The organism is Nonomuraea fuscirosea, assembly GCF_035917475.1.
GTDB classification, from domain to species: domain Bacteria; phylum Actinomycetota; class Actinomycetes; order Streptosporangiales; family Streptosporangiaceae; genus Nonomuraea; species Nonomuraea fuscirosea.
In genome coordinates this window covers 9,290,754-9,303,517 of sequence record NZ_CP109074.1, presented here as the reverse complement: position 1 = coordinate 9,303,517, position 12,764 = coordinate 9,290,754, and the positions used below count along the sequence as shown (strand labels likewise).

Here is a 12,764-nt window from a genome sequence, read left to right as displayed (position 1 = left end):
TGAAGCCCCGTGCGCCCTGCGCCCGGGGCTGTTCTCATTTCTGGGGCCCTTCGCCGGTGGCACATCTGGAAGGAGGCCCATGGCGAGGGCGGATAAGGCGACAGCGGTTGCCGAGCTCAAGCGTGAGTTCGAAGGCAGCGCCGCCGCCGTTCTGACCGAGTACCGCGGTCTCACCGTCGCGCAGCTCAAGGAGCTGCGCACCTCTCTCGGTGGGAATGCGAAGTTCGCCGTGGCGAAGAACACCCTGACCAAGATCGCGGCCAATGAGGCCGGTCTTGCGGGCCTCGACGGCCTGCTCGCCGGTCCGACCGCGATCGCCTTCGTCAACGGTGACGTTGTCGAGGCGGCCAAGGGTCTGCGTGACTTCGCCAAGGCCAATCCCCTTCTGGTGATCAAGGGCGGCGTCCTCGACGGCAAGACGCTCGACGCCACCGAGATCACCAAGCTCGCCGACCTCGAGTCCCGCGAGGTTCTCCTCGCGAAGCTGGCCGGTGCCATGAAGGCCAAGCAGAGCGCCGCCGCCGCGGTGTTCGCCGCTCTGCCCACGCAGATGGCCCAGCTGGCCGACGCCCTTCGTGCCAAGCGCGAAGAGTCCGGCGAGTAACACGGGGGTTGCCGCACATACCGCGGTCCCGTTCCTAGTTTTCTGCAAGTCCTAAACGTAAGGAAAACATCATGGCGAAGCTCAGCACCGACGAGCTGCTCGACGCTTTCAAGGAGATGACCCTCCTTGAGCTGTCCGAGTTCGTGAAGCAGTTCGAAGAGGTCTTCGACGTCAAGGCCGCCGCCCCCGTCGCGGTCGCCGCCGCCCCCGCCGCCGGTGGCGGTGGCGAGGCCGCCGCGGTCGAGGAGCAGGACGAGTTCGACGTCATCCTCGAGGCCGCCGGCGACAAGAAGATCCAGGTCATCAAGGAGATCCGCGCCCTCACGTCCCTGGGCCTCAAGGAGGCCAAGGACCTGGTGGACGGTGCTCCGAAGGCCGTCTTCGACGGCAAGGTCAACAAGGAGCAGGCGGAGAAGGCCAAGGAGGCCCTCGAGGGCGCCGGCGCCACCGTCACCGTGAAGTAACTTCCCCTTCGCTTCACGCAAAAAGCTCTTCGGAAAGAGGCGGACACACCCTGGTGCCGGGTGTGCCGCCTCTTTTCGCGTTCTCGGGCAGGTCCAGCGTTCTCGGGCAGGCCGAGCGTTCTCCGGCAGGTCCAGCGTTCCGGCACGTTCGGCGTTCAGCTCGCGGCGGCGCGGACTCGGGCGATGGCGCTGGTGTCCATGTAGTCCCTGGCGTGCGTGATCCGCCCGTCCCTGATCCTGAGCACCAGCAGGCCGGGGACGGTGACCAGCTGTCCGCCCGCCGTGACGTGCGCGTCCTGCTCCACCACCACGACCTCGGGGTCCTCGGTACGGTGCAGCGCCACCCGCCGCACCTCCCTGGCCTCGAACGGCGCGGCGCCCCACATCGCGCGGTATCCGGCGCGCACCGCCTCGCGCCCCTCGAAGGGCGGCAGCCCGCCGAACGGGAACTCGTGCAGCCCGTCCTCCGCGTACAGGTCGGCCAGCTCGTCGGCCGACTTGTGCAGCATGGCCGCGTGGTAGCCGGTGACGATCTCCTCGATGGACATGACGAGCCCCATTTCGCTCAACAGGCGTTGACTCAACGAGCGTAGAGCGAAACGGAAGGTTCGGTCAACGCGGGTAGAGTCAGGGCCGTGAGCGAGCGACCGCTGCCGCGGGCCGAGCGGCGGCGCAGGACGGAAGGCCGGATCCTCGACGCCGCCAGGTCGCTCTTCGCCGAGGTCGGCTACGAGCGCGCCACCATCAGGGGCGTCGCCAGGGCGGCGGAGGTCGATCCCGCCCTCGTGATGCAGTACTTCGGCAGCAAGCAGGAGCTCTTCCAGCGCGCCGTGCGCGTCACGCCGGTCGCCGCCGGCGGACGGGACGCCGAAGGGGTGGTCGAGGAGCTGCTCGGCACGCTCTCCGTCAAGATGGGGGAGCTGCCCCAGGGCTCCCTGGCCATGATGCGTTCCATGCTGACCCACCCCGAGGCCGCCGTGTCGGCGCGCGAGGTGCTGGGCGGGCAGATCGACCGCCTCGCCGCGGCGACGCCCGGCGCGGACGCGCGGCTGCGCGCGGCGCTGATGACGCTGGTCATGCTGGGCGTCACGGTGGGGCACCAGCTCCTGGAGCTGGACGAGCTGCGCGACGTGCCGCGCGAGGAGATCGCCCGCCTGCTGCGCCCCGCCCTGGGCGCGCTCGCCGGACAGGACGCCAGGCAGGACGCCGGACAGGACCCAGGGCAGGGCTCAGGGCAGGGCTCAGGGCAGGGCTCAGATCAGGACACCGGGCAGGACGGCTGATAACCGCCCGGTAACAAGCTATTGGATGGCGGTCCAATGCGCCGCGACGCCGTTACGGTGAGGGCAGCGCCGAAGCCTGGCGCGTGATCCCCCGGACACCCCTTGCGGTCGGGAAGGTGACAGTGGGCGTCGAGGTCGTGGTCGATGGGCTGACCAAGTCGTTCGGTCGGCAGGTCATCTGGGAGGACGTCTCGCTGACGCTGCCCGCGGGCGAGATCTCGGTGCTGCTCGGCCCGTCGGGCACCGGCAAGTCGGTCTTCCTCAAGACGCTCGTGGGCCTGCTGCGGCCGGACCGCGGCCACATCTGGATCGACGGCTACGACCTGGCCAGCTGCAGGGAGGACAAGCTCTACGAGCTGCGCCGCCTGTTCGGCGTGCTGTTCCAGGACGGCGCGCTGTTCGGCTCGCTCAACCTGTACGACAACATCGCCTTCCCGCTGCGCGAGCACACCAGGAAGAGCGAGTCCCAGATCCGCCAGATCGTGATGGAGAAGGTGGAGCTGGTCGGCCTGCGCGGCGCGGAGACCAAGCTGCCGGGGGAGATCTCGGGCGGCATGCGCAAGCGGGCGGGGCTGGCCAGGGCGCTGGTGCTGGAGCCGGAGATCATCCTGTTCGACGAGCCCGACTCGGGTCTCGACCCGGTGCGCACGGCGCTGCTCAACCAGCTCATCGTGGACCTGAACACCGAGATCGAGGCCACGTTCCTGATCGTCACCCACGACATCAACACCGCCCGTACGGTGCCCGACGACATCGGGATGTTGTTCCGCAGGGAGCTGGTCATGTTCGGCCCCCGCGAGATGCTGCTGTCCAGCGACGAGCCGGCCGTGCGGCAGTTCCTGAACGCCAGGAAGCACGGCCCCATCGGCATGTCGGAGGAGAAGGACGTCTCCGAGCTGGAGGCCGAGGCGCAGCTGGGGCACGACCCTGGGGCGCTGCCGCCGATCCCGCCGCAGCTCATGCCGAGCGGGAACCGGATCCGCCGCACGCAGAAGCCGCCGGGCACCTGGCTGGCGGCCAACGGCGTGATCCCGCCGCAGGGCTCGTTCGTGGACGAGCGCGGCCGCAACTGGCTGGAGGAGTACCCCCGCCTGGTCAACGCCCACCTCCACGGAATCGGCTGAACGGGCGCCGGGTGTCTCCCTGGAGCCATGAGGGCGGGTAAGGCGCTCAGCGGGCCTCTGAGGGCCGTCTGGAGGCATTCGCGGGAATCCGACGGCCTTGCCCGATTCCCCCGGGAAAGCCGTCGGGCCCCCTGAGGAGCCCGACGGCGTGCGCCGCCTCAACCCAGACCGCCTGGGTCGATTCGCGGACTTCGCGAGCGGGTGTCGCGTTATGATCCGGCACGCGACCGGGCCAGGAGTTCCGGCGCACGACCGGCCGGGAGGAGGTGGGCACCATGGCGGGACTCGCCGTCCGGCCCGCCCGCATCCTGATCGCGGCGCTCAGCGGGATACTGGCGGCCCTCGTCGGCACCGGCGTGTGGATCGCCGCCCAGGCGCGCGACGAGCAGGGCAGGGCGGGTGACAGGCAGGCGGCGCTGCTCGCGGCGGGCGTACACGCCAAGAACCTGGTCTCGCTCGACTACCGGACGGTGCGGGACGACCTGCGGCGCATCGTCGACAGCTCGACGGGGCCGGCCAGGGCCGAGTACACCGCCACCGCCGCCAAGCTCGAGTCCACCACGGTCGGGAGCAAGGTCGTCCAGCACGGCGTGCTGCGCGCGACCGGCCTGGTCTCGATGACCGCGACCACGGCCAGGGTGCTGGTGGTGGCCGACGTGGAGATCCGCTGGGACGGCTCGAAGAGCGCGCCGCAGGACCGGTACTACCGCTGGCAGATGGACCTGAGCAAGGTCGGCGGGCTGTGGCTGGTGTCGAAGGTGGTGCAGGTGACGTGAGGCTCGTCACGATCGTGCTGCTGAGCGCCCTCGTCCTCGTGTCGGGGGTGATGGTGCCGACCATGTGGTTCAACCTGAGCGACCTGCGCGCGGCGGAGGCGGCCGCGGCGCAGGCGAAGGTCGCGGCGGAGAAGGTCGCGCCCGATCTGCTCTCGTACGACTACCGGACGGTGGAGGAGGATCTGGCCCGGGCGGGGACGTTCACCACGGGCGATCTGACCGAGCACTACAAGGAGCTGAGCAAGAGCCTGGCGTCCCGCGCCAAGGCGCAGAAGATCGTGCAGACGGTGGACGTCACGAACGTGGGAGTCGAGCGCGCCGAGCCCGATCGGGTAGAGGTTCTGCTCTTCATGAACACTGGTACGGTCAAGGAGATCCCTGGTAAAGAAGGGCTCCAGCGGGAGTCCACCCAGAATCGGGCAAGGTTCGTCATGGTGCGGCAGGAGTCGCGCTGGCTGGTGGCCGGCCTGTCCACCCTCCTGGGTACGGCATGAGGGCCCCAGAGATCGCGGGCGCGTCGCTTCCTTCAATTGTTACCAAAAATCAGGTTTAGCGAAGCCTTTGTCGGGGGTATCCCAGTCACTGCAACACCGGTTGTCGGCATGGGTTCGGCCCCCGGGGTGACAGAGCGTTAACCGCCCCCGTTCGCGGGTATCGTCTTGGGCCTGGCGGTAGGCGATCAGTCACACAGGGGAGAAAACCCAGCGTCCGGGCCCTGAGTCGGCTAAAAGTCGGGCTTGTGGGCTTGACGTTTCCGCCTGAACGGGCGATGCTGCGACCAACGTGGAGCATGCAGCGAGGGTGAAGTGGACAGGCGTGTGCCGTTCGGCTACACTGCCCCTTTGCGCTGCCCTTTGACGACCCGTGATGCTTGCTCACGTTGCGAGGTTGTCTGGCGTGCGTGTAGTCAGTCCGCCGCGAGCCCTCGGAAGGACATCTGTTGGCAGCCTCGCGCAACGCCTCCGCCGTACCCGCTGGTCCCCGTCGCGTCTCTTTTTCGCGCATCCAGGAGCCCCTCGAAGTTCCTGATCTTCTGGCCCTGCAGACCGAGTCTTTCGACTGGCTGCTCGGCAACGAGAAGTGGAAGGCCCGGGTAGAGGCGGCTCGCCAGGCCGGGCGCAAGGACGTCCCGACCCAGTCGGGCCTCGAAGAGATCTTCGAAGAGATCAGTCCCATCGAGGACTTCTCGGGGACCATGTCCTTGTCGTTCCGCGACCACCGGTTCGAGCCGCCCAAGTACTCCGTAGACGAGTGCAAAGACAAGGACATGACCTTCTCCGCCCCGATGTTCGTGACGGCGGAGTTCATCAATAACACCACCGGTGAGATCAAGAGCCAGACGGTGTTCATGGGCGACTTCCCGCTCATGACGCCGAAGGGCACGTTCATCATCAACGGCACCGAGCGTGTCGTGGTCTCGCAGCTGGTCCGTTCGCCCGGTGTCTACTTCGAACGCAATGTCGACAAGACCTCGGACAAGGACCTCTACGGCTGCAAGGTCATCCCCTCGCGGGGTGCCTGGCTGGAGTTCGAGATCGACAAGCGCGACAGCGTCGGTGTCCGCATCGACCGCAAGCGCAAGCAGGCCGTCACCGTGCTTCTCAAGGCACTGGGCTGGACCAACGAGAAGATCCTCGAGCGCTTCGGCCAGTACGAGTCGATGCGGGCCACCCTGGAGAAGGACCACACGGCCGGCCAGGACGACGCCCTGCTCGACATCTACCGCAAGCTGCGGCCCGGTGAGCCGCCGACCAAGGAGTCGGCGCAGACCCTGCTGGAGAACCTCTACTTCAACCCCAAGCGGTACGACCTCGCCAAGGTCGGTCGCTACAAGATCAACAAGAAGCTGGGCGTCGACGCCGAGATCACGCACGGCACCCTGACCGAGGACGACATCGTCGCCACCATCGAGTACATCGTCCGCCTGCACGCGGGCGAGGAGTCGATGCCGGGCGCCGGTGACCGTGAGGTCATCGTCGAGGTGGACGACATCGACCACTTCGGCAACCGCCGCCTGCGCAGCGTCGGCGAGCTCATCCAGAACCAGGTCCGTCTCGGCCTGGCCCGGATGGAGCGCGTCGTGCGCGAGCGGATGACGACGCAGGACGTCGAGGCGATCACGCCGCAGACCCTGATCAACATCCGCCCGGTCGTGGCCTCCATCAAGGAGTTCTTCGGCACCTCGCAGCTGTCGCAGTTCATGGACCAGACCAACCCGCTGGCCGGCCTGACGCACAAGCGGCGTCTGTCCGCGCTGGGTCCCGGTGGTCTGTCCCGTGAGCGGGCCGGCTTCGAGGTCCGCGACGTGCACCCGTCCCACTACGGCCGGATGTGCCCGATCGAGACCCCTGAAGGCCCCAACATCGGCCTGATCGGCTCGCTGGCCTCCTACGGCCGGATCAACGCCTTCGGCTTCGTCGAGACGCCCTACCGCAAGGTCGTCGACGGCAGGGTGACCGACCAGATCGACTACCTGACCGCCGACGAGGAAGACCGCTACGTCAAGGCGCAGGCCAACACGACGCTCAACGCCGACGGCTCGTTCGCCGACTCGCGCGTCCTGGTCCGCACCAAGGGCGGTGAGACCGAGCTCGCCCGTGCCGAGGAAGTCGACTACATCGACGTGTCGCCGCGCCAGATGGTGTCGGTGGCCACCGCGATGATCCCCTTCCTGGAGCACGACGACGCCAACCGCGCGCTCATGGGCTCCAACATGCAGCGCCAGTCGGTGCCGCTGCTCAAGAGCGAGGCGCCGCTGGTCGGCACCGGCATGGAATACCGTGCCGCGACCGACGCCGGTGACGTCATCAGCGCCGAGAAGGCCGGTGTGGTGGAGGAGGTCTCCGCCGACTACATCACCGTGATGAACGACGACGGAACGCGGACGACGTACCGGGTGGCCAAGTTCAAGCGCTCCAACCAGGGCACGAGCTTCAACCAGAAGCCGATCGTGGCCGAGGGCGACCGGGTCGAGGTCAACCAGGTCATCGCCGACGGCCCGTGCACCGACAACGGTGAGATGGCGCTGGGCAAGAACCTGCTCGTGGCGTTCATGCCGTGGGAGGGCCACAACTACGAAGACGCGATCATCCTGTCCCAGCGGCTGGTCCAGGACGACGTCCTTTCCTCGATCCACATCGAGGAGCACGAGGTCGACGCCCGTGACACCAAGCTGGGCCCGGAGGAGATCACCCGCGACATCCCCAACGTCTCCGAGGAGGTCCTGGCCGACCTCGACGAGCGCGGGATCATCCGGATCGGCGCCGAGGTCGTGCCCGGCGACATCCTGGTCGGCAAGGTCACGCCCAAGGGCGAGACCGAGCTGACGCCGGAGGAGCGGCTGCTGCGGGCGATCTTCGGTGAGAAGGCCCGTGAGGTCCGCGACACCTCGCTGAAGGTGCCGCACGGCGAGCAGGGCAAGGTCATCCACGTGCGCGTCTTCAGCCGCGAGGAGGGCGACGAACTGCCGCCGGGCGTCAACGAGCTGGTCCGCGTCTACGTGGCGCAGAAGCGTAAGATCACCGACGGTGACAAGCTGGCCGGCCGGCACGGCAACAAGGGCGTCATCTCCAAGATCCTGCCGGTCGAGGACATGCCGTTCCTGGAGGACGGCACCCCGGTCGACATCATCCTCAACCCGCTGGGCGTGCCCGGCCGGATGAACGTCGGCCAGGTGCTGGAGACCCACCTCGGGTGGATCGCCGCCAGGGGCTGGGACATCTCGGGCGTCCAGGAGGCGTGGGCCGAGCGGCTGCGCGACAAGGGCTTCGACAAGGTGGCCCCGCGTACCAACATGGCCACGCCGGTCTTCGACGGCGCCCACGAGGAAGAGATCGTCGGCCTGCTCGACAGCACCATCCCCAACCGTGACGGTGACCGGATGGTGCAGCAGAGCGGCAAGGCCCAGCTGTTCGACGGCCGTTCCGGCGAGCCGTTCCCCTACCCGATCGCGGTCGGCTACATCTACATCCTCAAGCTGCTCCACCTGGTCGATGACAAGATCCACGCGCGTTCGACCGGCCCGTACTCCATGATCACCCAGCAGCCGCTCGGCGGTAAGGCCCAGTTCGGTGGCCAGCGCTTCGGTGAGATGGAGGTGTGGGCACTGGAAGCGTACGGCGCGGCCTACGCCCTGCAGGAGCTGCTGACCATCAAGTCCGACGACGTTCTCGGCCGGGTGAAGGTCTACGAGGCCATCGTCAAGGGCGAGAACATCCCCGAGCCCGGCATCCCCGAGTCCTTCAAGGTGCTCATCAAGGAGATGCAGTCGCTGTGCCTGAACGTCGAGGTGCTCTCCAGCGACGGCATGTCCATCGAGATGCGCGACACCGACGAGGACGTCTTCCGCGCGGCGGAGGAGCTCGGTATCGATCTGTCCCGGCGTGAGCCGAGCAGCGTGGAAGAAGTCTGAGGGGGAGATCGCACAAAATGCTAGACGTCAACTTCTTCGACGAGCTCAGGATCGGTCTTGCGACCGCCGACGACATCCGTCAGTGGTCGCACGGCGAGGTCAAGAAGCCCGAGACCATCAACTACCGAACCCTCAAGCCGGAAAAGGACGGGCTCTTCTGCGAGAAGATCTTCGGCCCGACCCGCGACTGGGAGTGCTACTGCGGTAAGTACAAGCGAGTCCGGTTCAAGGGCATCATCTGTGAGCGCTGCGGCGTCGAGGTCACTCGCGCCAAGGTGCGTCGTGAGCGGATGGGCCACATCGAGCTGGCCGCCCCGGTCACGCACATCTGGTACTTCAAGGGCGTCCCTTCGCGCCTCGGCTACCTGCTCGACCTGGCCCCGAAGGACCTGGAGAAGGTCATCTACTTCGCGGCCTACATGATCACGCATGTCGACACCGAGATGCGTGAGCGTGACCTGCCCTCGCTGGAGGCGAAGATCTCCGTCGAGCGGCAGCACATCGAGCAGCGCCGTGACGCCGACGTCGAGGCCAGGCAGAAGAAGCTCGAAGGCGACCTCGGCGAGCTCGAGGCCGCCGGCGCCAAGGGCGACCAGCGCCGCAAGGTCCGTGAGGGCGCCGAGCGCGAGATGCGTCAGCTGCGCGACCGCGCCCAGCGTGAGCTGGACCGGCTCGACGAGGTGTGGAGCCGCTTCAAGAACCTCAAGGTCCAGGACCTCGAGGGCGACGAGCTGCTCTACCGCGAGATGCGCGACCGCTTCGGCCGCTACTTCAAGGGCGGCATGGGCGCGCAGGCGATCCAGGACCGCCTGATCAGCTTCGACCTCGACGCCGAGGCCGAAAACCTGCGCGAGACCATCCGCAGCGGCAAGGGCCAGAAGAAGGCCCGCGCCCTCAAGCGGCTCAAGGTCGTGTCGGCGTTCCTCAACACGACCAACTCGCCGCGCGGCATGGTGCTCGACTGCATCCCGGTCATCCCGCCGGACCTGCGCCCGATGGTGCAGCTCGACGGTGGCCGGTTCGCGACCTCCGACCTCAACGACCTCTACCGCCGGGTCATCAACCGCAACAACCGGCTCAAGCGTCTGCTCGACCTCGGCGCGCCCGAGATCATCGTGAACAACGAGAAGCGGATGCTCCAGGAGGCCGTCGACGCGCTGTTCGACAACGGCCGTCGTGGTCGCCCGGTCACCGGTCCTGGCAACCGGCCGCTGAAGTCCCTCAGCGACATGCTGAAGGGCAAGCAGGGTCGTTTCCGCCAGAACCTGCTGGGCAAGCGAGTCGACTACTCCGGCCGTTCGGTCATCGTCGTCGGCCCGCAGCTCAAGCTGCACCAGTGCGGTCTGCCCAAGCAGATGGCGCTGGAGCTGTTCAAGCCGTTCGTGATGAAGAGGCTGGTCGATCTCAACCACGCCCAGAACATCAAGTCGGCCAAGCGGATGGTCGAGCGCGCCCGCCCTGTCGTGTGGGACGTGCTCGAAGAGGTCATCACCGAGCACCCCGTGCTGCTCAACCGCGCTCCGACGCTCCACCGCCTGGGCATCCAGGCGTTCGAGCCGCAACTGGTCGAGGGCAAGGCCATCCAGATCCACCCGCTCGTCTGCACCGCGTTCAACGCGGACTTCGACGGCGACCAGATGGCCGTGCACCTGCCGCTGTCGGCTGAGGCCCAGGCCGAGGCACGCATCCTGATGCTCTCGACCAACAACATCCTCAAGCCGGCCGACGGCAAGCCCGTGACGATGCCCACCCAGGACATGGTCATCGGCCTCTACTGGCTGACCACCCAGAAGGAGGGCGCGCTGGGCGAGGGCCGCGTGTTCGGCTCGATCGCCGAGGCGCAGATGGCCTTCGACCGCCGCGAGCTGGAGATCCAGGCGAAGATCCAGATCCGGCTGAAGGACGTCCTGCCGCCGCGCGAGTGGGTGGCCCCCGAGGGCTGGGAGCAGGGCGACCCGCTGCGGCTGGAGACCACGTTCGGGCGGTGCCTGTTCAACCAGACGCTGCCGGAGAGCTACCCCTTCGTCGACTTCCAGGTCGGCAAGAAGCAGCTGTCCACGATCGTGAACGAGCTGGCGGAGACCTACCCCAAGATCGAGGTCGCCAACTCGCTCGACGCGCTCAAGGACGCCGGCTTCCGCTGGGCGACCCGCTCCGGTGTCACGATCTCGATCGACGACGTCGTCGCGCCGCCCAACAAGGCCGACATCATGGAGAACTACGAGCGCCGGGCCGACAAGGTCCAGCGCGAGTACGAGCGCGGCCTGATCACCGACGAGGAGCGCCGTCAGGAGCTCATCGAGATCTGGACGCACGCGACGGCCGACGTCGAGACCGACATGGTCAACGCCTTCCCGGCGACCAACCCGGTCTGGATGATGGTCAACTCCGGCGCCCGTGGTAACAAGATGCAGGTCCGGCAGATCGCCGGCATCCGCGGTCTGGTGTCCAACACCAAGGGTGAGACGATCCCGCGGCCGATCAAGGCCTCGTTCCGCGAGGGCCTGTCGGTGCTGGAGTACTTCATCTCCACCCACGGTCAGCGCAAGGGTCTGGCCGACACCGCCCTGCGTACCGCCGACTCGGGTTACCTGACCCGTCGTCTGGTGGACGTCGCGCAGGACGTCATCGTGCGTGAGATCGACTGCGGCACCGACCGCGCGGTCCCGCTGCACGTGGCCGACCGCGATGCGAGCGGCAACCTGGTCAAGGCGGAGAACGCCGAGTCCAACGTGCACGGCCGCATCCTGGCCGAGGACGTCGAGGTCGACGGCAAGATCATCGTCCCGGCGGGTGTCGACATCAACGACAACCACGTGACGAAGCTGGTCGAGGCCGGCGTCGAGACCGTCCGCACCCGCAGCGCGCTCGTCTGCGAGGCCAAGATCGGTGTCTGCGCGACCTGCTACGGCCGCTCGCTGGCCACCGGCAAGCTCGTGGACGTCGGCGAGGCGGTCGGCATCATCGCCGCCCAGTCGATCGGCGAGCCCGGCACGCAGCTGACCATGCGGACGTTCCACACCGGTGGTGTGGCCGGCGCGGACATCACTCACGGTCTGCCCCGAGTCACGGAGCTGTTCGAGGCGCGCATCCCCAAGGGTGTCGCCCCGATCTCCGAGGCCGAGGGCCGCGTGCGGATCGACGAGACCGACAAGACCAGGAAGGTCGTGATCACCCCCGACGACGGCTCGGAGGAGATCGCCTACCCGGTCTCGATGCGCTCGCGCCTGCTCGTGCAGGAAGGCCAGCGCGTCACCGTCGGCCAGCAGCTGGTCGCCGGTGCGGTCAACCCCAACGAGGTGCTGCGCATCCTCGGCCCGCGGGCCGTGCAGCTGCACCTGGTGGCGGAGGTCCAGCAGGTCTACCGCTCGCAGGGTGTGTCGATCCACGACAAGCACATCGAGATCATCGTGCGGCAGATGCTCAAGCGCGTGAACGTGCTGGAGTCCGGTGACACCGACCTGCTGCCCGGCGAGCTCGTGGAGCGCCCGCGCTTCGAGCAGATGAACCGCGAGACCGTGGCCGAGAGCGGGTCGCCCGCCGCCGGCCGTCCGGTCCTCATGGGCATCACGAAGGCGTCGCTGGCCACCGAGTCGTGGCTGTCGGCGGCCTCCTTCCAGGAGACGACCAGGGTCCTGACGGACGCGGCGATCCACGCCAAGTCCGACTCGCTCCTGGGCCTGAAGGAGAACGTCATCATCGGTAAGCTCATCCCGGCCGGCACGGGCATGCCCCAGTACCGCAACATCCGGGTCGAGCCCACCGAGGAGGCCAAGGCCGCCATGTACACCGTGGGCGGCTACGACGGCTCCGCGGCCGACTACACCTTCGGCACCGGCAGCGGCGAGGCCGTGCCCCTGGAGGAGTACGACTTCGGCCAGTACAACCGGTGATTCGCTGATATTCGCTGGTCTGTGCGCCCGGCTCTCTCGTTTCGAGAGGGCCGGGCGTTCGGCTTTTCCGACCTTCTTCTGTTACGGCGACGCCAGCTTGCCCCAGACGCCGTACGTGGCTGAGGGCCTTCCAGGGAGACGGCCGCTGAACCCGTCAGTGGCGAGCCGCCGCTACGCCGCCCTTTGGGCCCCCTCCGTGGCGAACCCGG

Annotated in this window: 9 protein-coding genes; 8 read left to right on the top strand and 1 reads right to left on the bottom strand. The window is 67.7% G+C overall.

The annotated features are described in order from the left end of the window. Window positions 1-79 precede the first annotated feature (79 nt). The gene (rplJ, locus tag OIE67_RS42320; RefSeq protein ID WP_106244329.1) at window positions 80-604 is read left to right on the top strand and encodes a 50S ribosomal protein L10; all 525 of its coding nucleotides are present in this window, start codon (window positions 80-82) and stop codon (window positions 602-604) included. Between the two features lie 71 nt (window positions 605-675). Next, entirely contained in the window at window positions 676-1,068 is a 393-nt protein-coding gene (rplL, locus tag OIE67_RS42315) for a 50S ribosomal protein L7/L12 (RefSeq protein WP_106244331.1), read from the top strand. A 155-nt stretch (window positions 1,069-1,223) separates the two neighbouring features. On the opposite strand, the gene OIE67_RS42310 is transcribed toward rplL, so the two are convergent. Continuing rightward, complete coding sequence (locus OIE67_RS42310; RefSeq protein WP_326631122.1) at window positions 1,224-1,616, bottom strand: nuclear transport factor 2 family protein; 393 nt, start codon at window positions 1,614-1,616, stop codon at window positions 1,224-1,226. Between the two features lie 87 nt (window positions 1,617-1,703). On the opposite strand from OIE67_RS42310, the gene OIE67_RS42305 reads away from it, so the two are divergent. The 6 genes from OIE67_RS42305 (at window position 1,704) to OIE67_RS42280 (ending at window position 12,555) form a co-directional block, all read left to right on the top strand. Next, a complete protein-coding gene (locus OIE67_RS42305) occupies window positions 1,704-2,351 on the top strand; it encodes a TetR/AcrR family transcriptional regulator (protein WP_326631121.1) in 648 nt (215 codons plus the stop codon). Window positions 2,352-2,473: 122 nt separating this feature from the next. Next, window positions 2,474-3,475: an ABC transporter ATP-binding protein gene (locus OIE67_RS42300; RefSeq protein ID WP_326645653.1), complete on the top strand. Its 1,002-nt coding sequence runs from the start codon at window positions 2,474-2,476 to the stop codon at window positions 3,473-3,475. A 275-nt stretch (window positions 3,476-3,750) separates the two neighbouring features. Then, window positions 3,751-4,251 (top strand): hypothetical protein, encoded by a 501-nt coding sequence (locus OIE67_RS42295; RefSeq protein ID WP_326631119.1) that lies wholly within the window; start codon window positions 3,751-3,753, stop codon window positions 4,249-4,251. After that, on the top strand, window positions 4,248-4,745 hold the full coding sequence (locus OIE67_RS42290) for a hypothetical protein (protein ID WP_326631117.1): 498 nt from the start codon (window positions 4,248-4,250) through the stop codon (window positions 4,743-4,745). The genes OIE67_RS42295 and OIE67_RS42290 overlap by 4 nt, the downstream gene beginning before the upstream one ends. Before the next feature lie 446 nt (window positions 4,746-5,191). Then, window positions 5,192-8,662 (top strand): DNA-directed RNA polymerase subunit beta, encoded by a 3,471-nt coding sequence (gene rpoB, locus OIE67_RS42285; RefSeq protein WP_326631114.1) that lies wholly within the window; start codon window positions 5,192-5,194, stop codon window positions 8,660-8,662. 17 nt (window positions 8,663-8,679) lie between these two features. Next, complete coding sequence (locus tag OIE67_RS42280; RefSeq protein WP_106253415.1) at window positions 8,680-12,555, top strand: DNA-directed RNA polymerase subunit beta'; 3,876 nt, start codon at window positions 8,680-8,682, stop codon at window positions 12,553-12,555. Window positions 12,556-12,764: the final 209 nt, after the last annotated feature.

Bases quoted from the DNA above. Each gene is read 5' to 3' on its own strand.
- rplJ (WP_106244329.1), top strand. From the start codon at position 80: ATGGCGAGGGCGGATAAGGCGACAGCGGTTGCCGAGCTCAAGCGTGAG.
- rplL (WP_106244331.1), top strand. From the start codon at position 676: ATGGCGAAGCTCAGCACCGACGAGCTGCTCGACGCTTTCAAGGAGATG.
- OIE67_RS42310 (WP_326631122.1), bottom strand. From the start codon at position 1,616: ATGTCCATCGAGGAGATCGTCACCGGCTACCACGCGGCCATGCTGCAC.
- OIE67_RS42295 (WP_326631119.1), top strand. From the start codon at position 3,751: ATGGCGGGACTCGCCGTCCGGCCCGCCCGCATCCTGATCGCGGCGCTC.
- OIE67_RS42280 (WP_106253415.1), top strand. From the start codon at position 8,680: ATGCTAGACGTCAACTTCTTCGACGAGCTCAGGATCGGTCTTGCGACC.